This is a genomic window from Curtobacterium sp. MCLR17_007, from assembly GCF_003234655.2.
Taxonomy (GTDB): Bacteria; Actinomycetota; Actinomycetes; order Actinomycetales; family Microbacteriaceae; genus Curtobacterium.
Window position 1 is genome coordinate 2,470,894 of sequence record NZ_CP126271.1, and the last position, 23,034, is coordinate 2,493,927.

21 protein-coding genes are annotated in these 23,034 nt (G+C 71.8%); 4 read left to right on the forward strand and 17 right to left on the reverse strand.

The window, feature by feature from the left end:
* Positions 1–46: 46 nt before the first annotated feature.
* A complete protein-coding gene (locus DEJ13_RS11655; RefSeq protein ID WP_181436994.1) occupies positions 47–601 on the reverse strand; it encodes a PH domain-containing protein in 555 nt (184 codons plus the stop codon).
* Between the two features lie 4 nt (positions 602–605).
* On the reverse strand, positions 606–1,436 hold the full coding sequence (locus DEJ13_RS11660) for a biotin--[acetyl-CoA-carboxylase] ligase (RefSeq protein WP_111106603.1): 831 nt from the start codon (positions 1,434–1,436) through the stop codon (positions 606–608).
* A 74-nt stretch (positions 1,437–1,510) separates the two neighbouring features.
* Here DEJ13_RS11660 and DEJ13_RS11665 point away from each other — a divergent pair, with 74 nt between their 5' ends.
* Together DEJ13_RS11665 and DEJ13_RS11670 are read left to right on the forward strand one after the other, a co-directional pair.
* Entirely contained in the window at positions 1,511–3,106 is a 1,596-nt protein-coding gene (locus tag DEJ13_RS11665) for an acyl-CoA carboxylase subunit beta (RefSeq protein WP_111106602.1), read from the forward strand.
* A gap of 10 nt (positions 3,107–3,116) precedes the next feature.
* Positions 3,117–3,371 carry an acyl-CoA carboxylase subunit epsilon gene (locus DEJ13_RS11670; protein ID WP_111106601.1) on the forward strand — a complete coding sequence of 85 codons (255 nt, stop codon included), beginning with the start codon at positions 3,117–3,119 and terminating at the stop codon, positions 3,369–3,371.
* 765 nt (positions 3,372–4,136) lie between these two features.
* Here the strand turns inward: DEJ13_RS11670 and DEJ13_RS11675 are convergent.
* The 4 genes from DEJ13_RS11675 to DEJ13_RS11690 all read right to left on the reverse strand — a co-directional run bounded on the left by DEJ13_RS11675 (position 4,137) and on the right by DEJ13_RS11690 (position 8,549).
* Complete coding sequence (locus DEJ13_RS11675) at positions 4,137–5,192, reverse strand: DUF8320 family protein (RefSeq protein WP_056118587.1); 1,056 nt, start codon at positions 5,190–5,192, stop codon at positions 4,137–4,139.
* A complete protein-coding gene (locus tag DEJ13_RS11680; protein ID WP_111106600.1) occupies positions 5,189–6,406 on the reverse strand; it encodes a sensor histidine kinase in 1,218 nt (405 codons plus the stop codon). The genes DEJ13_RS11675 and DEJ13_RS11680 overlap by 4 nt, the downstream gene beginning before the upstream one ends.
* Positions 6,407–6,465: 59 nt before the next feature.
* Entirely contained in the window at positions 6,466–7,182 is a 717-nt protein-coding gene (locus DEJ13_RS11685; protein ID WP_056118591.1) for a response regulator transcription factor, read from the reverse strand.
* A gap of 107 nt (positions 7,183–7,289) precedes the next feature.
* Positions 7,290–8,549, reverse strand: coding sequence for a class I SAM-dependent RNA methyltransferase (locus tag DEJ13_RS11690; protein ID WP_111106599.1), 1,260 nt, complete (start codon positions 8,547–8,549; stop codon positions 7,290–7,292).
* Positions 8,550–8,563: 14 nt separating this feature from the next.
* Here DEJ13_RS11690 and DEJ13_RS11695 point away from each other — a divergent pair, with 14 nt between their 5' ends.
* Together DEJ13_RS11695 and DEJ13_RS11700 are read left to right on the forward strand one after the other, a co-directional pair.
* A complete protein-coding gene (locus tag DEJ13_RS11695; RefSeq protein WP_111106598.1) occupies positions 8,564–9,343 on the forward strand; it encodes a Maf family protein in 780 nt (259 codons plus the stop codon).
* 79 nt (positions 9,344–9,422) lie between these two features.
* Complete coding sequence (locus tag DEJ13_RS11700) at positions 9,423–11,204, forward strand: acetyl/propionyl/methylcrotonyl-CoA carboxylase subunit alpha (RefSeq protein WP_111106597.1); 1,782 nt, start codon at positions 9,423–9,425, stop codon at positions 11,202–11,204.
* Positions 11,205–11,332: 128 nt separating this feature from the next.
* On the opposite strand, the gene DEJ13_RS11705 is transcribed toward DEJ13_RS11700, so the two are convergent.
* The 11 genes from DEJ13_RS11705 to DEJ13_RS11755 form a co-directional block, all read right to left on the reverse strand.
* Positions 11,333–12,136: a hypothetical protein gene (locus tag DEJ13_RS11705; RefSeq protein WP_284158061.1), complete on the reverse strand. Its 804-nt coding sequence runs from the start codon at positions 12,134–12,136 to the stop codon at positions 11,333–11,335.
* 356 nt (positions 12,137–12,492) lie between these two features.
* Positions 12,493–14,154 (reverse strand): phospho-sugar mutase, encoded by a 1,662-nt coding sequence (locus DEJ13_RS11710; RefSeq protein WP_111106671.1) that lies wholly within the window; start codon positions 14,152–14,154, stop codon positions 12,493–12,495.
* A gap of 44 nt (positions 14,155–14,198) precedes the next feature.
* The gene (locus tag DEJ13_RS11715; RefSeq protein WP_111106595.1) at positions 14,199–15,026 is read right to left on the reverse strand and encodes a purine-nucleoside phosphorylase; all 828 of its coding nucleotides are present in this window, start codon (positions 15,024–15,026) and stop codon (positions 14,199–14,201) included.
* A gap of 43 nt (positions 15,027–15,069) precedes the next feature.
* Positions 15,070–15,357 (reverse strand): PTS sugar transporter subunit IIB, encoded by a 288-nt coding sequence (locus DEJ13_RS11720; RefSeq protein ID WP_111106594.1) that lies wholly within the window; start codon positions 15,355–15,357, stop codon positions 15,070–15,072.
* Positions 15,354–15,800: a PTS sugar transporter subunit IIA gene (locus DEJ13_RS11725; protein ID WP_111106593.1), complete on the reverse strand. Its 447-nt coding sequence runs from the start codon at positions 15,798–15,800 to the stop codon at positions 15,354–15,356. Before DEJ13_RS11725 ends, DEJ13_RS11720 begins: the two co-directional genes overlap by 4 nt.
* A gap of 4 nt (positions 15,801–15,804) precedes the next feature.
* Positions 15,805–16,920, reverse strand: coding sequence for an adenosine deaminase (locus DEJ13_RS11730; RefSeq protein ID WP_111106592.1), 1,116 nt, complete (start codon positions 16,918–16,920; stop codon positions 15,805–15,807).
* Positions 16,921–17,041: 121 nt separating this feature from the next.
* Positions 17,042–18,331, reverse strand: coding sequence for a thymidine phosphorylase (locus DEJ13_RS11735; protein ID WP_111106591.1), 1,290 nt, complete (start codon positions 18,329–18,331; stop codon positions 17,042–17,044).
* Between the two features lie 5 nt (positions 18,332–18,336).
* A complete protein-coding gene (locus DEJ13_RS11740; RefSeq protein ID WP_111106590.1) occupies positions 18,337–18,843 on the reverse strand; it encodes a cytidine deaminase in 507 nt (168 codons plus the stop codon).
* Positions 18,844–18,859: 16 nt separating this feature from the next.
* The gene (locus tag DEJ13_RS11745) at positions 18,860–20,152 is read right to left on the reverse strand and encodes an ABC transporter permease (protein ID WP_111106589.1); all 1,293 of its coding nucleotides are present in this window, start codon (positions 20,150–20,152) and stop codon (positions 18,860–18,862) included.
* Entirely contained in the window at positions 20,149–21,480 is a 1,332-nt protein-coding gene (locus tag DEJ13_RS11750; protein WP_502868697.1) for an ABC transporter permease, read from the reverse strand. The genes DEJ13_RS11745 and DEJ13_RS11750 overlap by 4 nt, the downstream gene beginning before the upstream one ends.
* Positions 21,477–22,997, reverse strand: coding sequence for an ABC transporter ATP-binding protein (locus tag DEJ13_RS11755; RefSeq protein WP_056118624.1), 1,521 nt, complete (start codon positions 22,995–22,997; stop codon positions 21,477–21,479). The genes DEJ13_RS11750 and DEJ13_RS11755 overlap by 4 nt, the downstream gene beginning before the upstream one ends.
* Positions 22,998–23,034 lie beyond the last annotated feature (37 nt).

The following is a 23,034-nucleotide window of genomic DNA, read 5'->3' on the forward strand; positions in this document are numbered from 1 at the left end:
CCACGACGCTACCGGTTCCTGAACGAACTTCCACCGAGTGCGATGCTCACGACCGGTGGTGGACGTCACCCCACGGCGGACGGTCCGGACCGCCGACGATCTCGTCCCAGTCGGGCTCCCGGTGCCGGCGACGGGCCTCGTACGTCTCGACCAGGTCGTGCAGGACCGCGACGACCAGGTCAGCGTGCGGCACGTCGGCGAGCACCACGGCCGGGTCGTCGCCCGGGAACACCAGGACGTCGCCGGAACGGAACACCCCCTGCAGGCCACGGCGGCGCACCGTGACGTCGTACCCCCGCGAGTGCAGCAGCTCCTGCCGCGTGCGCGTGCCGAGCCCGCGCACGACGACGAGCCGCCGCGTGGTCACCACGTAGCGCTGCGTCAGCCACCGCACGAACGGGACGAGTCCGCCGAACAGCACGAGCACGACGACGAGCACCGCGATGACGACGTTCACCCACGCCAGCTGCGCCTGGAACACCCCGAAGCCGAACCCGCCGGCGGCGGCCACGAGCACGACGAACACCGCTGGTCGCACCAGGCTCCGAGCGTGTGGCCGGAGGCGTGCGACCACGCGTTCCGGCAGTGGCTCGGCGGTCATGGCGTCATGCATACCGCAGGTGGGTGACGTCCCCCACGGCGACGCCCCTGGTGGAGCCGTCTCGGTCCCGGATCGTGATGCGGCCGTCGTCGTCGATGCCGACCGCGTCGGCCTCGACGGCGGTGCCGTCGGGCAGTTCCAGCCGCACCCGTGCACCGATCGTGCCGCAGCCGGCCCGGACGTGGGACCGGACCGTCTCGGCGGCCGCACCGCCCGCGACGAGCGCACCCACGGCCTCCTGGAGGCCCCGGTGGAACTCGGACAGCACCGCGTCGGCCAGCTCGGGCGCTCCGTCCGTCGCGCCGGCGACGCGCAGCGACGTCGAGGACGGCGTCGGCAGCTGCTCGGCCGGGATGGTGAGGTTCACGCCGGCGCCGACGACGACGGAACCGTCGGCGGCCACCTGGCAGAGGATGCCGCAGACCTTGCGACCGTCGACGAGCACGTCGTTGGGCCACTTCACCGCGACCCGGGAGGCTCGCCCCGCCCCCGCGACGGCGGTCCCGTCCGCGGGTGCGGGCTGCAGGGCCGCCTGCACGGCGTCGCGCATCGCGGCACCGGCGACGAGCGGCAACCAGCCGCGGTCACGCTCGTCCAGCGGCGCGCGGACGAGGACGCTGACGGCCAGTGCCCGTCCGGACGGGGCGGACCACGTGCGGTCGAGCCGGCCGCGTCCCGCCGTCTGGTCCAGCGTCACGACGACGCTGCCGTCGGGCAGGTCCGTCGCCGCGGCGAGGAGGTCGGCGTTCGTCGAACCCGTCACGGTCCGCAGGTCGAACGCGGCACCCCGGGACTCGACGACAGCGCGGGAACGCGGCAGGACGGGTGTGGACATGCACGCAAATGTACGGGCAGGAGCCGTGGGGATCCTCCAACCGTGGGCTGTACGTGCCCCGGTATGGTGAGCGGGTGACTCAAGGCGACACCCCCGATCTCTCCACGACGGCCGGCCGGCTCGCCGACCTCCGCGTGCGCTACCACGAAGCCGTGACCGCCGCTGGCGAAGCCGCCATCGCGAAGCAGCACGCCAAGGGCAAGACCACGGCGCGCGAGCGGATCGAGCAGCTCCTCGACGAGAACTCGTTCGTCGAGCTCGACGAGTTCGTCCGGCACCGCACGCACGCCTTCGGCATGGACGCCAAGCGGCCCTACGGCGACGCCGTCGTCACCGGCTTCGGGACCATCCACGGGCGCCAGGTCGCGGTCTACGCGCAGGACTTCACCGTCTTCGGCGGCTCGCTCGGCGAGGTCGCGGGCGAGAAGATCATCAAGGTCATGCAGCACGCGCTCAAGACCGGCGTGCCGATCATCGGCATCCTCGACTCCGGCGGCGCCCGCATCCAAGAGGGAGTGGTCGCGCTCGGCAAGTACGGCGAGATCTTCCGCCTGAACACCCAGGCCTCCGGGGTCATCCCGCAGATCTCGATCGTGATGGGCCCGGCAGCCGGTGGCGCCGTGTACTCCCCGGCGCTCACCGACTTCGTCATCATGGTCGACAAGACCAGCCACATGTTCGTCACCGGCCCCGACGTCATCAAGACCGTCACGGGCGAGGACGTCGGCTTCGAGGAACTCGGCGGCGCGCAGACGCACAACGCGATCTCCGGCGTCGCGCACTACCTCGCCGAGGACGAGACCGACGCGCTCGACTACGCGCGCTCGCTGATCGGGTTCCTGCCCGACAACAACCTGTCCGACGCCCCCGCGTACGACGTCGCCCCCGAGCTCGAGACCACCGACGCCGACCGTGAGCTCGACCTCGTCATCCCCGACTCCACGAACCAGCCGTACGACGTCTTGCAGGTCATCGAGCACGTCGTCGACGACGGCGACTTCCTCGAGGTGCAGCCGCTCTTCGCCCCGAACATCCTGATCGGCTTCGGACGGGTCGAGGGCCGCACCGTCGGCATCATCGCGAACCAGCCGCAGGCGATGGCCGGCACGCTGAACATCGACGCTGGCGAGAAGGCCGCTCGCTTCGTCCGCTTCTGCGACGCCTTCGGCATCCCGATCCTGACGCTCGTCGACGTGCCCGGCTACCTGCCCGGCACCGACCAGGAGTGGACCGGGGTCATCCGCCGCGGCGCCAAGCTGCTGTACGCGTACGCCGAGGCCACCGTGCCGCTCGTCACCGTCATCACGCGCAAGGCCTACGGCGGCGCGTACATCGTGATGGGGTCGAAGCAGCTCGGCGCGGACATCAACCTCGCGTGGCCGACCGCCGAGATCGCGGTCATGGGCGGCCAGGGCGCGGTCAACATCCTGTACCGCTCCGAGATCAAGCGTGCCGAAGAAGCGGGCGAGGACGTCGCCGCCGTGCGCTCCCGCCTGGCGAACGAGTACACGTACAACGTGGCCTCGCCGTACCTGGCAGCCGAGCGCGGCGAACTCGACGGCATCATCCAGCCGCATGCCACCCGCGTGTCCGTGATCAAGGCCCTCCGTGCACTCCGGGGCAAGCGCGCGTCGCTGCCGCCGAAGAAGCACGGCAACATCCCGCTGTGAGCGCGCGCTGATGGCCAAGCACGCAGCAGCCGTCCCCGCGGACGAGCCCGCGTCGGTCGCCGACGTGCGCGTCGTCTCCGGCGAGCCCACGCCGGAAGAGCTGGCGGCGGTCGTCGCCGTCCTGCAGCGCCAGGCCGACGAGGCGGCGGCCGCGGGTCGCGCACGCGTCGAGGTCTCGCCGCGTGCGTCGTGGGACGCGTCGGCGCGCGGGCTGCGCGCGACACTCCCGTCGGGGCACGGGGCCTGGTCGCGGTCCCTGCGGTAGTCCGCACGGTCCTCGCGAGCACCCACGGCGCCCTTCCCCGGGATCGGACCAGCGTGCAACGATGTACCCCTCGGGTCCCCCACCCTGTGGGCGTTGCGCGGTGCACTTCCCGGTCCGTCTCCCCTCGGTCGGGGGGCAGGATCCCGACGGCGGCGTCGAAATGGTCGGAAATGTCCCCCATAATGACGACTGACACACGACGTGCCAGTCGGCATAGTTACTTGTGTTCGGTGTCCTTCTACGAAGAACATCGCCGGACGGTGGCCGACTAGGGTACGACGCCATCGTCCGCTGCGAGCCAGGGCGATATTCGGGTTGTCGCTCTGCCTCGGGTCGTGAACGGGCCGGTCGGGTTCTCCGACCGGCCCGTTCCCCGTTTCCGGCCGGGCGCGCGGTCCGGCGTTGAGCGCGAACGACACCACCGATGTCGTACGACGTCGACTTTGTCGCACCATGCGCCGCCATCCCCACGAACGACACCACCGATGTCGTACGACGTCGACTTTGTCGCACAATGCGCCGCTGTCCCCACGAACGACACCACCGATGTCGCACGACATCGACATTGTCGGGCCGTGCGCCGCTGTCCCCACGAACGACACCACCGATGTCGTACGACATCGACATCGTCGGGCCGTACGACGTCGACCCTGTCGCACCATGGGCACGCATGCCGCAACGCGAGCGTCCAGCTGCGGGACGTGCGGGGCAGAGACGCACCGGGCCTCCCGGCCACCCTCTCGCGACTCGGAGCCGGGTCCGCGGTCAGACGGACTCGTGCCGCGGGATCTCGAGCCAGAGCGCGACGGAGTCGTCCTCGTCGCCGTCCTCGTCGTCGTCGTCCAGGTCGGCCCCGAGCGCCGCGGACTCGCTCGCCGCCAGGTCGAGGCGAAGCCCCACGACGCTGACCGCCGCGTCCGAGCCCTCGGGGACGGTCCGCACGATCACGTTGTCGGCGTCGTGGGCCTGGCGGAGCGCGTCAGCCAGGCGGAGGTGGATGCGCCGCAGGTCGTCCACCGGCAGTTCGTCGAGTCCACCGTCGTCGTGCAGCTGGACGACGGCTCCGCGGCGACGGAGGCGCATCACCTCGTCGCGGACGTCGTCCGACAGCAGGGACCGCCCGCGGATCTCGTCGCGGATGGCCTGTTCGAGGTGCAGACACTCGGTGCGTTCGTCCTCGGTCAGGTCACCGCACGAGTCGATGATGCGCTGGAGCATCGGCAGCGCCATCCGGGTGGTCTGGCTGAGGCGGAACTGCCGTTCGAACACGTGCGCGTCCTGCGCGGCCTGCCAGTCCGCCGTCTCCTGCTCGGCCCGCATGAAGTCCCGGGTGATGCGGGTCGCGCGGTTCATCGCGACGATGAAGGCCGAGGCGATCGCCACCCAGGACAGACTGCCGATCACGCCGAGCTTGCTGAGGGAACCGGCACCGGCCCACGCGGCGACGAACACGGTGAGGAACAACACGCCGGCCCAGGCGAACGGTGCGCGCTGCCGGACGACGAGGATCACCATCAGCGTGCCGACCGCGGCGACCCACCAGGTGCCGTAGCCGGCCTCGTCGGACGGGTCGACCACGGGCGCGGCCACGACCGGGACGGCGATGGCGGTCGCCAGGGCGAAACACGCGGACCAGACCGGCAGCACCGCCTCCCGCAGGAACAGGACCGTGGCGGTGGCGGCCGCGTAGAGGACCATGCTCGCGATGACCGGTCCCATGTCGCTCGCAGCAGGCAGCGCCGTCAGGGCGAGGACCAGGTGGTAGACGGAGAACAGCGCGGCGAGGCCGGTGGCGATGCCCGCCGGGACGGAGACCTTCACTGCTCCCCCGCTCCTGGCGCCGGCCACGTCAGCACCACGCGGGTGCCGGAGCCCGGCGCGGAGTCGATCCGGGCGGCGCCACCGGCTGATGCCACCCGTTCGAGGATCGACCGACGGACGCCCAGGCGCTCCGCGGGGATCGCGGCCTGGTCGAAGCCCACCCCGTCGTCGCCGACCTCGATGCGGACGACCCCGGCGGTGTGGTCCACGGTCACCCACCTCGAGGCGGTCGGTCCCGCGTGCTGGACGCTGTTGACGGCCGCCTGCAGTGCTGCGGACGCCAGTGCATCGGCCACGGCGGCGGGGACCGTCCTGGAGGAGATCGCACCGAGCCGGACGGTCACGGGGACGGCGAGCTCGTCGACCGCCTGGGCGATCCGCGCGCGGAGCTCCGCCAGGCGCACGGGTGGGACGTCCTCAGGCGTGTCCCCGGCGGCGGCGAGGTGGTCGATCGCGTTGCGGGCCATCCGCGCGGAGAGCATCCGGCCGTCGGGGGTGTCGGCGCGGGCGGCGGACAACAGCGTGGTGAGGACGCTGTCGTGCACGATGGCGTCCACCTGGATGCGCTCGACCTCGGTGGCGTGCTCGCGGATGGCGTGCGAGTACCGGCGCACCGCGGTCGCCTGCGCCGAGTCGACCGCAGCCGCCGCGCGTCGGAGCATCACGATCAGGGCGAGCGCGGCGCCGCCGAGGATCCCGATGAACACACCGTCGACGACCGCCCGGAGGACGCCCGCGTCACCACCGGCGGGGGTCAGGCGGATGACCGCGTAGACCACCGGGACGACGGCCGTGTAGACCACCGCGCGCCAGGTCGCGAACCCCATCGCCGCGGCGACCGTCCCGACGTTGCAGATGAACCACGGCCACGGCTGCTGTCCGACGAGCGGGCGCTCGACCGTGAACGGCCAGACGACGAGCACGACGAGGAACAGCAGTGCGGTCACGATCTGCGCCGGTTGCACCAGCCGCGGGACGAAGACCGACACGCCGACCAGCATGAAGGCCGCCGCGAGCGCCACCGGGAGCACGACGCCGCCGGTCACGTCGAGGAACCGCTGCTGGTTCAGGACGGTCGTGACGTTCACCGCCCCGAACCCGATGGCGAAGACCGCGAGCAGGATCGCGAACGCCCGCTCGACGGAGGCCTGGGAGACCGTTGCCCGCACGTTGCGGGACGGGTCCACCCCGAACGGCGCGACCTCGGTCGTCATCGGGTCACCGCCGATCGGGGACGGTCCGTGGGCTGGTCAGTGCCCGCTGCATGACGGCGTCAGCGCCCGTCGCCGTCGGGGTCGAGTCCGGAGTCGAGGCCCGGCAGGATGCCGTCCTCGACCGCACGGCGGAGCAGGTCCACCTTGGTCGGGGCGGGGCGGCCCACCTCGACGTACTTCACGCGGATGCGGTCGAGGTACTCGCGGGCGGTCGAGTACCCGATGCCGAGCTGCTGGGCCGCGAGCTTGAGCGGCAGACCCGACGCGTAGAGGTGCAGGATCTCGCGCTCACGACGTCCGAGCTGCGCCTTGGCGAAGTCGCGGTCGGCGTCGATCGCGCTCGCCCACTCGAGGTTGTTGAGCACGTCACCCCGCGCGACGGTGGCGACCGCCGCCATCACGGTCTTCGTGGCCGACGACTTCGGGATCACCCCGGCAGCCCCGGCCGCCAGTGCCTCGCGCACGTTGGCGACGCGGTCCGCGATGCTGTGCACCAGGACGGCCGAACCGGTGCCCTGGACGCCCTTGACGTTCTCGGTGACCGTCGAGCCGTCGCCGAGCGACAGGTCGAGGACGACGACGTCGACTTCGCGCCCGTCGAGGTTCGCGATGTACTCCGGCACGCTCGCCGCGGTCAGCACGACCTCGAAGCCCTCGTTCTGACAGGCCGCCTGGATGCCGAGCCGGACGGACTCGTGGTCGTCGACGATCGCGACGCGGACCGGTCTGGTGGTCAGCCCGGTCGTCCCTGTGGTTGTGGTCGTTTCTGCTGGCACGGTGACCTCTCGTTCCGACGGGCCCGGCCCCTGAAACCGGGTTGCCATCAGCAACCAAGGATACCCAGGTCGGACGGGGTTCTGACCCCCGATGCGACCAGTCTCCGCTAAGCGCTCGGCACGAGTCGAGCCACGGCCTCCATGTGGTGCGTGTGCGGGAACAGGTCGAAGGCCCGGAGTGCCTCGAGCCGGTAGCCGAGGTCGGCGAAGGTGGCGACGTCGCGGGCGAGTGCGACGGGGTCGCAGGCGACGTACACGACCTGCTCCGGCTGGAGAGCGGCGACCTGCACGACGACCTCGCGCCCGGCGCCGGCACGCGGCGGGTCGAGCACGATCGTGCCCGCGCGGTACCGCTGCCGCTCGGCCGGGGTCGCGGTGGACGTTGCGCGGGCGAGCCAGCGGTCGACCCGGGCGGTCTCGGCGCGCGCACCGATCCACTCGGCCAGGTTCTCCTGCGCGTGCTCGGTCGCCCGTACGGAGCTCTCGACGCTCGTGATCCGCGCCTTCGGACCGATGAGGTCGCCGAGGGCGGCAGCCAGCAGCCCGACCCCGCCGTACAGGTCGAGGTGGGTGCCCTCCGGGTCCAGCCGCCCGCGGTCGACCAGGTCCTGCACGGCCTCGGTGAGCACCGCCGCGGCCGCGTGGTGCACCTGCCAGAAGCCGGTGTCGTCGACCTGGAACGTGCGGTCGCCGACCGTCTCGGTGACGACCGTCGGTGCCTGGTCGTCGATCACGAGGCGCGCGCAGTCGGCGTCGCTCGGCGCGAGGACGTCGACGACCGAGGCACCCGGCATCGCGGCGCGCCCGAGCGGTGCGCTCTGCTGCACCGCGGCGGTCGCCAGCGGCAGCGACGAGACGGGGACCACGTCGTGCGAGCGCGCGGCGAAGGGACCGGCGGTGCCGGCCTCGTCGACGTGCAACCGCACGCGGGTGCGCCATCCGAGACCGTTCGCCGCGTCGTCGCCCGGCGCGGCCTCGACCACGACGTCGTGGCCGAGCACCTCGGCGAGGTCCATGTGGGCGAACCGCGCGAACGAGTCGACGAGGACGTCGTGCTTGAGCGTGCGCTGGTGGTCCAGGGCGATGTGCCCGAACTCGGCGCCACCGGGACGGACGGCGGGGTCGCGGTCGAGCCCGGCCTCGGGCCAGACGTGGTCGACGCGGTGCTCGCTCGGGGTGATGACGCTGACCGTGTCCGCGCGCCAGAACGACTTCTTGCGGTCCTCGGTCACGCGCGCCACGACCCGCTCGCCGGGGATCGCGTCCGAGACGAACACCACGCGCCCCTCGTGTCGTGCCACCGAGATGCCGCCGTGCGCGATCCCGGTGACGTCGAGCTCGAGCAGCGTTCCGACCGATTCACCCATGGTTCGATGGTCCCATGCGTCTGTACCTCGCGAGTACCTCCCCCGCCCGACGAGCCCTGTTGGCGCAGTCCGGGATCGAGCCGGTGCTGGTGTCCCCGGGGGTCGACGAGGACGCCGCGGCCGCCGCCGAGACGGAGCGGCTCGGGCGCCCCCTGACCGGGCCGGAGCTCGTGTCCCTGCTCGCGGTCGCCAAGGCCGCCGCCGTCGCGGACGCCGCCGTCGCCGGGTCGCCCGTCGACGGCTTCGTGTTCGGCGGGGACTCCGCGTTCGAGGTCGACGGGCGGCTGTACGGCAAGCCGCACGACCCGGCGGTCGCCCGGGAGCGCTGGCGCCAGATGCTCGCCGCCGGCGGCGGGACGCTCTGGAGCGGGCACTGCGTCGTGGACCGGCGCCGGGGCCTGGACCCGGCCAGGGGACGGACGGGAGGCCCGTCACCGGCCCGCACCGAGCCTCCCGTCCGTCCCGGTGCCGGTCCGGGGGCGTGGGCCGGGTCGATCGGCGACGTCGCACCCGGCGGCTCCGCGCTCGTCGTCGACGGCGACCGCGTGATCGCGGTCGACAGCGCGGTGCTCACCTTCGCCGACGACGTGTCCGCGGACGAGGTCGACGCGTACGTGGCGACCGGTGAACCGCTCGAGGTCGCCGGGGCCTTCACGATCGACGGACGGGCCGCGGCGTACATCACCCGCATCGACGGCGCCCCGTCCGCCGTGGTCGGACTGTCCCTGCCGGTGCTCCGTTCGATGCTGCTGCGTGGCTTCGGCGTGGCCTGGCACGACCTGTGGGCACTGTAGACATCCACACTGCTTCACGGTCGTTCTTTGTGGATGCCGGTCAATTCCCGCTCCCGCAGCACGAATACGCTGACTTACCATGCCCCGTATCAGCAAGGTCCTCATCGCGAACCGCGGCGAGATCGCCGTCCGCATCATCCGCGCGGCCCGCGATGCTGGCAAGGCCTCGGTCGCCGTCTACGCCGACCAGGACCGCGACGCCCTGCACGCACGCCTCGCTGACGAGGCCTACGCGCTGAACGGCACCACCAGCGCCGACACCTACCTGGTGATCGACAAGATCATCTCCGTCGCACGACGGTCCGGCGCCGACGCCGTGCACCCCGGCTACGGCTTCCTGGCGGAGAACGCCGACTTCGCCCGCGCCGTCCTCGACGCCGGGCTGGTCTGGATCGGTCCGTCGCCCGAGTCCATCGAGCGCCTCGGCGACAAGGTCTCCGCCCGACACGTGGCCGAGAAGGTCGGTGCACCGCTCGCGCCCGGCACGATCGAGCCCGTGCAGGACGTGTCCGAGGTCATCGACTTCGTCGACCAGGTCGGGCTGCCCGTGGCGATCAAGGCCGCGTTCGGTGGGGGCGGTCGCGGGCTGAAGGTCGTCCGCTCGCGCGATGAGGTCGAGGCACAGTTCGAGTCCGCGACGCGCGAGGCGATCGCCGCGTTCGGCCGCGGCGAGTGCTTCGTCGAGAAGTACCTCGACAAGCCGCGCCACGTCGAGACGCAGTGCCTGGCGGACGAGCACGGCAACGTCGTCGTGGTCTCGACGCGCGACTGCTCGCTGCAGCGCCGCCACCAGAAGCTGGTCGAGGAGGCACCGGCGCCGTACCTCACCCCGGCGCAGGAGTCCCTGCTGTACGAGTCGTCGAAGGCGATCCTGCGCGAGGTCGGCTACGTCGGTGCCGGCACCTGCGAGTTCCTCATCGGCGCCGACGGCACCGTGTCGTTCCTCGAGGTGAACACCCGCCTGCAGGTCGAGCACTGCGTGTCCGAAGAGGTCACCGGCATCGACCTCGTGCGTGAGCAGTTCCGCATCGCCGAGGGCGGCACGCTCGACTACGACGACCCCGCGCCCCGTGGACACTCCTTCGAGTTCCGCATCAACGGCGAGGACGCCGGCCGCAACTTCTTCCCCGCGCCCGGCCCCGTGCACGTGTTCCACGCACCGTCCGGCCCGGGTGTCCGCGTCGACTCGGGTGTCGTGTCCGGTGACGTCGTGTCCGGCTCGTTCGACTCGATGCTCGCCAAGCTCGTCGTCACCGGTGCCACGCGTGCCGAGGCGCTCGAGCGGTCGCGGCGCGCACTCGCCGAGTTCGAGGTCGCGGGGCTGCCCACCGTCATCCCGTTCCACCGCGCCGTGGTGTCCGACCCGGCGTTCGCCACCGACGACGCGACGCCGTTCTCGGTGTACACGCAGTGGATCGAGACCGACTTCGTCAACGAGATCCCGGCGTGGAGCGGCTCCCCCGAGGAACTCCCGGTGCCCGCGTCGCGCGACACCGTCGTGGTCGAGGTCCAGGGCAAGCGCATCGAGGTCACCATGCCGTCGATCGTCGGCGGCGGCGCGGGCGCTGCGGCCGGTCGTCGTCCGGCCGGGCCCTCCGCTCCGCCGAAGCGCCGGTCGTCGGCGGTGCGCGGTGGGCTGACGTCGTCGGGCGCCGCGGTGACCTCGCCGATGCAGGCCACCGTGGTGAAGCTCGCGGTCGCCGAGGGTGACACCGTGGTGAAGGGCGACCTGCTCGTGGTGCTCGAGGCCATGAAGATGGAGCAGCCCGTGCAGGCCCACAAGGACGGCGTGGTCACCGGCCTGAACGCCCCCGTCGGCCAGACGATCTCGTCCGGCCACGTGCTGCTCGAGCTCGCGTAGCGCGGCTCGCGCGTCGCGCGCCGAACCGCGCGCCGGGCACCGGGCGCGCGTCCTCGCGCCCCGGAGCCGCGCGTACTTCGCGCCCCGGAGTGAACATCGCGCCCTGGAACCACGGGGCGCGATGTTCGTCAGAGGGAGCGAAGCGTAGCAGCACGCCAAGCACCGGCCCAGTTCGGCCCGAGTGGCACACCGGCATCGTGCAGCCGCCGCGGCAACTGCCCGCCGGGCATGGCGTCGGCCCAGACGACGCGCCCGAAGTGGAAGATCTCGGGCTTGCGCCGAAGCGCGTCCTCGCGCCGCTTCTCCTCGACGACGACCTCGTCCGCTGACCGGCCCTTCCGGAGTCGAGCGTCGTGGTACTTGACGGCGCCGTCGAACTCGATGACCGTGCCCGAGGTCGGGTACCAGAAGTCAACTCGCTCTTGCGTGCCCCATTCGGTGTCGAAGCCGTGCTGCAGGATCGGCTCCGGCGCGCCCAGGACATGCGCACCCCACCGAGTGATGCTCTCGCCGGGCGATTCCGCCGCTGCATCGGCGACCTGGATGAGCTCCGCCGCGCGCCGACGCGCTCGCGCCGCACCCCGGGCGTGGAGTTCTGCGTCCAGAGCCGCTCGCGTGACTCCACGACGGAGAACGGCGTCGAGGACGACGATCGCTCGCCACGGATGCTCAGCGAGCGCGACGTCGACTGCCGTCACGACGAGCGACGTGACGGCGAGGCCCGACAGTATGACCGCCTCCGGAACCCGGCCAGCCGTGCCGACTCGCCGGACGATGCCCTTGGTCTGCCCTCGGTCGCGCGTGGGATCGGCGATCACCACTCGGTCGCCGAACGTCCCGATCCACGGGAGACCGTGCATGGCGACGGCTGACCGATGAGACACCACCAGCCCAGACCCGGGAAGGCGGTCCACGGTGCGGATGAGCGCCACGTGTCGATCACGATCGCTGGCCCCGTTCCACTGCGCAGCGTCCGCGAAGTTCCCGCGGGAGACCCTGACGAGTTCTCCCTTGGCCGCACTCCGACGGACACGGGCGGCCGACGCGGTGTCCACTCCCGCGCCCGTGGAGACCAGATCGATACACACCCGTCGAGCGTCACAGCTCGGAAGCGCGCCGGGCTACGAACGAGCGAGTATGTGGACGGGGCCGAGCGGACCACGGCATGTGGAGGACTTCCACCGCCGACCTTGCACCCCCGGAACGACATCGCGCCCCGGGAAATCGGGGCGCGATATGCGTGCGGGGGTGCGAACCAGCCCAAGCAGCCGCGCCGCGCCGCGCCGCCCTACGACACGCGGGGGCGGATCGCGTCGGCGAGGGCCTCGACGAGCGACTGCGCCTCGGCAGGCGTCGCCGCCACGGTGTCGATGTAGACCTTCACCTTCGGCTCGGTGCCGCTCGGGCGGACGATGACCCGCGCCTCGCCGTCGAGGTCGTAGCGCAGGATGTCCGACGGCGGGAAGCCGTCGACCCCGGCGGCGTAGTCGGTCGTGCGCAGCACGGTCAGCGGGCCGAGCGTCGACGGTGGTGACGACCGGAGGTCCTGCATGATCGTGCCGATGCGGGCGAGGTCGTCGACACGGGTCGCGACCTGTCCGGACGCGAACGCACCGAACTCCGCCGCGAACGCGTCGAGCTGCCCGGCGATGCTCGATCCCGCAGCGGCGAGCGTCGTGGCCAGATCGAGCAGCACGAGCGCTGCCGAGATGCCGTCCTTGTCGCGGACGACCTCGGGGTCGACCAGGTAGCCGAGCGCCTCTTCGTAGCCGAAGAGCAGGTCGGGCACGCGGGACACCCACTTGAAGCCGGTGAGCGTGTCGCGGTACCCCAGGCCGTGCCGCTCGGCCACGCGGGACAGCGCCGGCGACGACACGATCGACGCGGCGAGCACCCCGGTCTGCCCCGAGGCGACGGCGCGCTGGGCAGCGCGCCAGCCGAGGAGCCACCCCACCTCGTTGCCGGACAGGCGGCGGTACGAGCCGGAGCCGTCCGGGATGGCCAGCGCGAGCCGGTCCGCATCGGGGTCGTTCGCGATGACGAGGTCGGCACCGACGGCCACGCCCCGGGCGATCGCCAGGTCCATCGCACCCGGCTCCTCCGGGTTGGGGAACGACACGGTCGGGAAGGCGCCGTCGGGCTCGATCTGCTCGTGCACCACCGCGGGCTCGGCGAACCCGGCCGCGGCGAAGACGGCGCGGGCGGTGTCCCACCCGACGCCGTGCATGGCCGTGTAGACGACGCTGGGCTGCGCGTCGACCGGGAGGGCCGGGGCCGGCACGATCGCGGCCGTCGCGGACACGTAGGCCCCGACCAGGTCCGCGCTCGCCACCGTGTGGTCGGTCGCCCGCGGCAGGTCACCGAGCGGCGTCGCCGCCACGGCGTCGATCGCCGCGGCGATGGTGGCGTCGACGGGCGGCACGATCTGCGACCCGTCGTCGTCCCCGCCGAGGTACACCTTGTAGCCGTTGTCGCGCGGCGGGTTGTGGCTGGCCGTGACCATGACCCCGGCGCCGACGCCCAGGTGTCGGACGGCGAACGCGAGCACCGGTGTGGGCAGCGCGCTCGGCAGCAGCGTGACGTCGAGCCCCAGCCCGCGCATGACCTCGGCGGAGTCCCGCGCGAACACGTCGGAGTTCACCCGACCGTCGTACCCGATGACGACGCTGCGGTCACGACCGGTGTCGATGAGGAACCGTGCGAGCCCGGCCGCGGCCTGGGTGACGACCACCCGGTTCATCCGCAGCGGTCCCCACCCGAGCTCGGCGCGGAGCCCGGCGGTGCCGAACTGCAACCGTCCTGCGAAGCGCTCGTGGAGCACGGCGAGGGCCGTCGCGTCCCCGCTGCCCGCGGCGGCGACGACCGCGTCGAGCTCGTCCCGCGTCTCGGGGTCGGGGTCCTGCACCAGCCAGGCCCGTGCTGCGTCGAGGGGGGTGGTGTCGGTGACCAGGTCCCCGTCCGCGATGGCCCCGTCGGACGGCCCGGTGTACCCGCTCACAGGGCGGCCACGACCCGGGCGAGCAGGTCGGCGATCACCGGCTCGGCCACGCGGCCGGCCTCGAGCACCTCGGTGTGCGACAGCGGGGTCGTCTGGATGCCGGCGGCGAGGTTGGTGATGAGCGAGAAGCCGAGGACCTCCATGCCGGCCTGGCGGGCGGCGATGGCCTCGAGCGCGGTGGACATGCCGACGATGTGCCCGCCGATGGCCTTCGCCATCTGGACCTCGGCCGGGGTCTCGTAGTGCGGCCCGCGGAACTGCGTGTAGACGCCCTCGTCGAGGGACGGATCGATCTGCTTCGCGACGGCGCGGAGCCGGGCGGAGTACAGGTCGGTGAGGTCGATGAAGGTCGCGCCCTCGAGCGGGCTGTCGGCCGTCAGGTTGATGTGGTCGCTGATGAGCACCGGGGTACCGGGCTTCCAGTGCTCCTTGATGCCGCCGGCCCCGTTCGTCAGGACCATCGTGCCGGCGCCGGTCGCCGCAGCGGTGCGGACACTGTGCACGACGCGACGCACGCCGTGGCCCTCGTAGTAGTGGGTCCGCGCACCGACGACGAGCGCGTGCCGACCGTCGGCCAGCCGGACCGAGCGGATCGTGCCGGAGTGCCCGGGGACCGCCGACGCACTGAAGCCGGGGACGTCGGCGGCGTCGATCGAGGACACGGTCTCGCCGAGCAGATCGGCCGCCTTGCCCCAGCCGGAGCCGAGCGTCAGTGCGATGTCGTGCCGTTCGATGCCGGACTCCGTGGCGATGACGGCGGCGGCGTCGCGGGCGACGTCGAACGGGTCGACAGCAGGGTCGTTGAGCGGGTTCGTGCTTGCCATGCCGCAATGCTACGGGGCACCCGCGACCCCGCCGGACGCCGCGCTACGGAGCCGTCGGGTCCCCCAGCGACCGCTCGACCGCCGCGGCGATCTCGCGCTGGTCGAAGTGGTTGCGGATCACGATGACCTCGGCGTAGGTGTCGCCGATCGCCTCGACGAACTCCTGCGACGTCAGGATCACGTTGGCGTCGTCGGCGACCTCGCGCACCGAGGCGACGTCGGCCGCCACGACCTCGGCGGACAGGCCGAGCGCCGCCAGGGCCTTCTCGGCGTTGACCTTGAGGATGGCGCTCGAGCCGATGCCCGCACCGCAGATGGTCACGATCTTCATGCGGAGACCCCCATGACGGCGCGCACGTCGGCTGCCGAGGTGGCTGCGGCGAGGCGCGAGGTCACCGACTCGTCGTTGAACAGGTTGGCGATCTCGCCGATGGACTCGAGGTGCGTCCCGATCCCCGCGACGGCGAGCCCGAGCACGACGCTGACGGGGTCGTTGTGCGGGTGCCCGAACGCGACCGGCTCGGCGAGGGTCACGACCGAGAGCCCGTCGCGCACCACCGACGCGCCGGGACGGGCGTGGGCGAAGGCGAGCCCGGGCGAGATGACGATGTACGGCCCGTGTTCCTCGACCATGGCGATCATGGCGTCGGTGTACTCGTCGGTCGCTGCTCCTGACGCGACGAGGGCGCCACCGGCCAGCCGGAGTGCGTCCCGCCACGACGCAGCGGACGCCCCCAGCACGACGGCTTCGTCGGACAGTGGCGGCAGGCTCATCGGGTCAGGCCTCCGCGTACCCGGAGGTGATCATCGCGATGATCTCCTCGCGGTCCTCGAGCGGCAGGAACGACCCGAGCGCGGCGTTGATCTGGAACGCCGCGAGGTCGTCGAGGTCGTACCCGAACGTGCCCGCCAGCAGTGCGAGCTCCTTCGTGAGCGTGGTGTTGCTCATCAGGCGGTTGTCGGTGTTCACCGTGACGCGGAAGCCGAGCTGGTAGAGCACGTCGAACGGGTGGTCGGCGAGGTCGTCGCCCCACGCCGCGATCGCCCCGGTCTGCAGGTTCGACGACGGCGAGAGCTCGAGCGGGACCTCGCGGTCGCGGACCCACGAGGCGACCTCGCCCAGCGACGCCAGCGTGGAGCCGTCGCCCGCGTCGGACAGGGTGACGTCCTCGAACAGGCGGACGCCGTGCCCGAGGCGCAGCGCGCGGCCGTCGACCAGCGCCGACCGGATCGATGCCAGGCCGTCGGCTTCGCCCGCGTGCACGGTGACCGGGAAGAGCTCGGAGGCCAGGTGGTCGAAGGCGGCTCGGTGGTTCGACGCGGGGAACCCGGCTTCGGCGCCCGCGATGTCGAACCCGACCACACCGCGGTCGCGGTGGCGCAGCGCGAGCTCGGCGATCTCGAGTGCACGGTCGGCGTGACGCATCGCGGTGACGAGCTGTCCGATGCGGATCGCACCGCCGGCAGCGTCGACCGCGGACTCGATGCCGGCCTGCACTGCCTCGACCGTCTGGTCGAGGGTCAGTCCGCCCCGCAGGTGCTGCTCGGGCGCCCATCGGACCTCGCCGTAGACGACCCCGTCGGCGACCAGGTCCTCGACGAACTCGCGCGCCACGCGCTCGAGTCCGTTGGCGGTCTGCATCACGCTGGTGGTGACGTCGAAGGTCTTCAGGTACTCGACGAGCGAGCCGGAGTCGGACTGGTCGGCGAACCACTGCCGCAGCGTGTCGGCGTCCGTCGAGGGCAGCGTGATGCCCTCGGCCGCGGCGAGCTCGATGATCGTCGCCGGACGCAGGCCGCCGTCGAGGTGGTCGTGCAGCGACACCTTGGGCAGGTCGTTGATGACGGCGCCCGCGTCGGGCAGTCGGTACGTGGGGACGGCGTCGGCGCTCATGGAGACCAGGCTAGCGGTGGTCACCGACTGCGTGCTCGCGCCTGTGGACAACTTCCGGGGCATCGGACTGGAGGCTCCCCACCGGTCCGGTGGGGGGCCTCCAGTCCGGCGCCCCGTCGGTTCAGTTCCCGATGCGCTCGCGCACGATCGGGCCGCGCGGCTCGGCCGACGTGCCGATCGACCAGGCGCCCTCGAGCGACTCCAGCGCCCGCGGGATCCGTGACGCGTCGTCGGAGTGCAGCGTCCAGAGCGGCTGCCCCTCGGTGACCGTGTCGCCGGGCTTGACGTGCAGCTCGATCCCCGCCCCGGCCTGCACCGGGTCCTGGGCGCGCGCGCGTCCGGCCCCGAGCCGCCACGCGGCGACGCCGAACGGCAGCGCCTGCTGCTCGGCGAGCACGCCGGACGACGTCGCGGTGACGACGTGCTGCTCGCGGGCGACCGGCAGCGAGGCCGCCGCGTCCCCGCCCTGCGCCTGGATCATCCGACGCCAGGTGTCCATCGCCCGCCCGTCGGCCAGCGCCGCGGCCGGGTCGGCGTCCGGCAGTCCGGCGAGCCGCAGCATCTCGGACGCGAGCGCGACGGTCAGCTCGACGACGTCGGCCGGGCCGCCTCCGGCGAGCACCTCGACGGACTCGCGGACCTCGAGCGCGTTGCCGATGGTCAGCCCGAGTGGGACCTCCATGTCGGTCAGCAGGGCGCTCGTGGCGACGCCGGCGTCGTTGCCGAGGTCGACCATCGTCTGCGCGAGCTCCCGCGAGGCCTCGTAGGTGGGCATGAACGCGCCGGACCCGAACTTCACGTCGAGCACGAGCGCGCCGGTGCCCTCGGCGATCTTCTTCGACATGATGCTCGACGCGATGAGCGGGATGCACTCGACCGTGCCGGTGATGTCGCGGAGCGCGTAGAGCTTCTTGTCCGCGGGGGCCAGGCCGGACCCAGCGGCGCAGATGACCGCGCCGACGTCGGACAGGATCGCCATCATCCGCTCGTTCGACACGGCGGCCTGCCACCCGGGGACCGACTCGAGCTTGTCGAGCGTCCCGCCGGTGTGCCCGAGACCGCGCCCGGACAGCTGCGGCACCGCGACGCCGAACGACGCGACGAGCGGCGCCAGGGGCAGGGTGATCTTGTCGCCGACGCCGCCGGTGGAGTGCTTGTCGACGGTCGTCTTGCCGAGCGACGCGAACGACATCCGCTCCCCCGACGCGATCATCGCGAGCGTCAGGTCCTTGATCTCGCGCCGTTCCATCCCGTTCAGGAAGATCGCCATCGCGAGTGCGGCCATCTGCGGGTCCTCGACGTAGCCGCGCGTGTACGCATCGACGAGCCAGTCGATCTCGGGCGTGCTGAGCGCGTCACCCGATCGCTTCGTGCGGATCAGGTCGACGGTGTCGAAGGGTTCGACGGCCATGTGGATCAGTGCTCCTGGTGGTACGTGACGAGGGTGCGCGGGCCGAAGGCGTCGGGCAGCACCTCGTCGATGGTGCGGATGCCCGAGACGGTCTCGAGCAGCATGCCCTCGGCAGAGTGCTCGAACAGCAGCTGCCGGCACCGGCCGCACGGCATCAGGGTCGCGCCGTCGCCGTCGACGCACGTGAACGCGACGAGCTTGCCGCCGCCGGTCATGTGCAGCTGCGACACGAGCGAGCACTCGGCGCACAGCGTCACGCCGTACGACGCGTTCTCGACGTTGCAGCCGGACACGACCCGGCCGTCGTCGGTGAGCGCGGCAGCGCCCACCGGGAAGGACGAGTAGGGCGCGTACGCCCGCCCCATGGCGGCGGTCGCCGCCTGCCGCAGGGCGGTCCAGTCGACGTCGACACCCGCGTCGAGCGTCGACGAGTCGGACTGGAGGTTCGTGGCCGGGTCGGTCCAGGCGGGCTCGCCAGCCTCCTGGTCACCCGCAGCGTTCGTGTCGGTCATGTGCCGGGCCTCCTGGCTAGCTCTTGATGTACGGCTTGCCGGAGGCAGCCGGGCCGCGCGACTGCCCGACCAGGCCGGCGACGGCGAAGATCGTCACGACGTACGGCAGCATCAGCAGGAACTCGCTCGGGACGGGCGAGTTGATCGACCCGAGCACGTTCTGCAGGTTCGACGCGAAGCCGAACAGCAGCGCCGCGAGCGTGGCGCGGATCGGGTCCCACCGGCCGAAGATGACGGCCGCGAGCGCGATGTAGCCCGCGCCGGCGGTCATGTCCTTCGCGAACGGTCCGACCGAGCCGAGCGTGAAGTACGCACCGCCCAGGCCGGCGATCGCGCCCGCGAGCGACACGTTCCAGAACCGGGTGCTCAGCACGTTGATGCCGACGGTGTCCGCTGCCTGCGGGTGCTCGCCGACGGCACGGAGGCGCAGGCCCCAGCGCGTCTTGAACAGCGCGAACGTGACGACCGCGACCGCGACGTACGCCAGGTACACGATGACGTTCTGCTCGAAGAAGACCGGGCCGATCACCGGGATCTGGTGCAGCACCGGGATCGGCAGCACCGGGAAGCGGATGCCGGTGTTGAGCGTCTGCTCGGCCGGCGACAGCACCTGCGAGTACAGGAAGCCGGTCAGACCGGAGATGAACGCGTTGATGACGACACCGACGATGACCTGGTCGACGAGGTACTTGATGCTGAACGCCGCCAGGACGAACGACACGAGCACCCCGGCCACGAGGGCACCGATCAGCCCGACCCACGCGGAGCCGGTCAGGGAGCCGATCATCGCGGAGACGAACGCCCCCGCCAGGAACTGGCCCTCGATCGCGATGTTGACGACGCCGACCTTCTCGGAGATGACGCCGCCCAGCGCACCGAACACGAGCGGGACGCTGAGGCCGAGCGCGCCGACCAGCAGGCCGGGCAGCGGGATCGTGGCGCCGGCGGCGGCCCACGCCAGGAAGCCGACGACGAACAGCAGCGCGAAGACCGACGTGACCCACAGCGGGACCTTCCGGAACCCGCGGACCTGGACGACCGCGAACACGGTGGCCAGGGCGAGCAGGACGGTGACGACGACGCCGGTGCCCGTCGCGGGCAGCGGCACGTCGGGCAGCTGCACGAAGTCACCCGCGTTGGCGAGCCGGAACGTGGCGTCCCCGGAACGGTGCAGCAGGACGAAGAAAACGAGCGCCACGACCGTGAAGACGGCGTACGCGATCGGCAGCTTCCAGCTGCGGGTGGTCTCGACGGCGCGGTCGGCCAGCGGGGCGTGCGGCGCGGCCGCGGTGGGGCTGAGGGTGCTCATGCGGCGACGGCCTTCCGCTCGGACTTCGTGGAGCGCTTGCGACGGGCGCCGGGCTGCGGGATCCGGAAGATCGCGCGGACGAGCGGCGGTGCGGCGATGAACAGGACGATCAGGGCCTGGATGACCCCGACGATGTCGATCGGGATGCCGTTCGCGGCCTGCATGGCGTAGCCGCCGTTCTTCAGCACGCCGAACAGGATCGCCGCCCAGAACACGCCCCACGGCTTCGAGCGCCCGAGCAGCGCCACCGTGATGGCGTCGAAGCCGATGCCGGCGTCGATGTTCGAGGTGAACCCGCTCGTGACGGCGCCCTGCACCTGGTAGGCGCCGGCGATGCCGACGAGGGCACCGGAGATGACGAGCACCCAGAAGGTCAACGACGGCACGCTCATGCCGGCGACCCGGGCGGCGCGCGGGTTCTCGCCGATCGTCCGGAACCGGAAGCCGAGCGACGACTTGTTGAGCAGCCACCACACGACGACCACCGCGATGATCGCGACGATGAACCCGAGGTCGACGCCGTAGCGCGGCCCGAACAGTGCCGGCAGCACCGAGCTGTCCTTCATCGCGGGCGAGATCGGGTTCGGGCTGCCGCCGGCCTGCAGCAGCCCCGGGGTGCGGAGCATGTAGCTGACCAGGTACAGCGCGACGTAGTTGAGCATGATCGTCAGGACGACCTCGTTGGCGCCGGTGCGGGCCTTGAGCAGCCCGACGATCCCGCCCCAGACCGCGCCACCGACGATGCCCGCGACGATCGTCAGCGGGATGTGGATCGCGGCCGGCAGGTCGAAGGAGAACCCGAACCACCCGGCTGCCGCGGCACCCATCAGGATCTGTCCCTGGCCGCCGATGTTGAACAGCCCCGCGCGGAACGACACCGCGATGCCGAGCCCGGCGACGATGAGCGGGACGGCGTAGTCGATGGACCGGGTGATCGGCACGACGGCCTGGGCGAACGACTCCGCGCCGAAGTTCACGACCGACCCCTGGAACAGCGAGGCGTACGAGCCGCCCACGGCGGTGCCGATCGCGCGGAACGTGTCACCGGGTCGGGCGAAGAAGTAGCCGGCTGCCTGCTGCACGGCCTGGTCGGTCAGCGCGATGAGGATCCCGCACGCGACGAGCGCCAGCACGACGGCCAGGACCGTGACGAGCACGGAGCCGTTCATGATGCCCTGCAGGGCGGCCTGCCAGCGGTCGGCGCCGGATCGGTCGGCGGCCCGGCGCTCGGTGTCGGCCGCGGAGTCGGTCATGAGGTGCGGGGTGCCCTCGACGTCCTGGATCCGGTCGTCGGTCACCGGGGTCTCGTCTGGCGTGGGGGTGCTCACGCTGCCAGCTCCGTTCCTTCAGGGAGTTCTCCGGCCATCATGAGACCGAGGACGTCGCGGGGGGTGTCCGCGGGGACGATGCCGATGATCGCGCCGCGGTACATGACGGCGATCCGGTCGGCGAGCGCGACGACCTCGTCGAGCTCGGTGGACACGACGATCACGGGGACACCGGAGTCGCGGGTGGCGACGATGCGCTTGTGCACGAACTCGATGGACCCGACGTCGATGCCGCGCGTGGGCTGCGCGGCGACGAACAGGCGGAGTTCGCGGCTGAGCTCACGGGCCAGCACGATCTTCTGCTGGTTGCCGCCCGACAACCGGCCGGCCGCGGTCGCACGCCCGGGGGTGCGGATGTCGAACTCGGCGATCTTCTCGTCGGCGAAGGCGTCGCGCTCGGTGGCGCGGATGGTGCCGGCTCGGACGAACTCGGCGTGGTCGGCGCGGTCGAGCATCAGGTTCTCGGCGATGGTGAACTCGCCGACCAGCCCGTCCTCTTGCCGGTCCTCGGGCACGAACCCGACGCCGGCGTCGAGCACCTGCTTGACGCTGCGGCCGGTGAGCTCCTTGCCGTCCAGGGTGACCCGGCCTGCGCGGACGGGCTCGAGGCCGATGATGGCCTCGGTGAGCTCGGTCTGGCCGTTGCCCTGCACCCCGGCGATCGCGAGCACCTCACCGCGGCGGACGGTGAACGACACGTCGTCGACGAGCACGATGCCCTGCGGGTCCGTGACGGTGAGGCCCTCGACGACCAGGGCGTCCTCGCCACCGGTCGACGGTTCCTTCTCGACGACGAGTGACACCGCGCGACCGACCATCAGCGCCGCGAGCTCGTTGTTGGTCGCGGTGGGCGATGCCTCGCCGACGACCTTGCCGAGCCGGATCACCGTGATGCGGTCGGCGACCTCGCGGACCTCGCGGAGCTTGTGGGTGATGAACACGATCGCGGTGCCGGCCTCGCGGAGCTGGCGCATGATGCCCATCAGCTCGTCGGTCTCCTGCGGGGTCAGGACGGCGGTGGGCTCGTCGAAGACCAGCACCGAGGCGTCGCGGGACAGCGCCTTGATGATCTCGACGCGCTGCTGCACACCGACGGGGAGGTCCTCGACGCGGGCGTCGGGGTCGACGTCGAACCCGAACCGCTCGGAGATCTCCCGGACGCGTCGGCGCGCACCGGCGAGGTCGAGGCGGCCGCCGAAGGCCGTCTCCTCTTGTCCGAGCATGACGTTCTCGGCGACCGTGAACACCGGCACGAGCATGAAGTGCTGGTGCACCATGCCGATGCCCGCACGCATCGCGTCGCCGGGGCCGTCGAAGTCCTGGACGACGTCGTCCAGCAGGATCTCGCCCTCCTCGGCCTGGTACATGCCGTAGAGGACGTTCATCAGGGTCGACTTGCCGGCACCGTTCTCGCCGAGCAGACAGTGCACCTCGCCGGGTTCGACGGTGAGGGAGATGTGGTCGTTCGCGACCAGCGGGCCGAACCGCTTGGTGATGCCGCGGAGTTCGAGCTTCATGTGGCGGGATCTTCTTCTCTTGAGCGCACGGTGATGC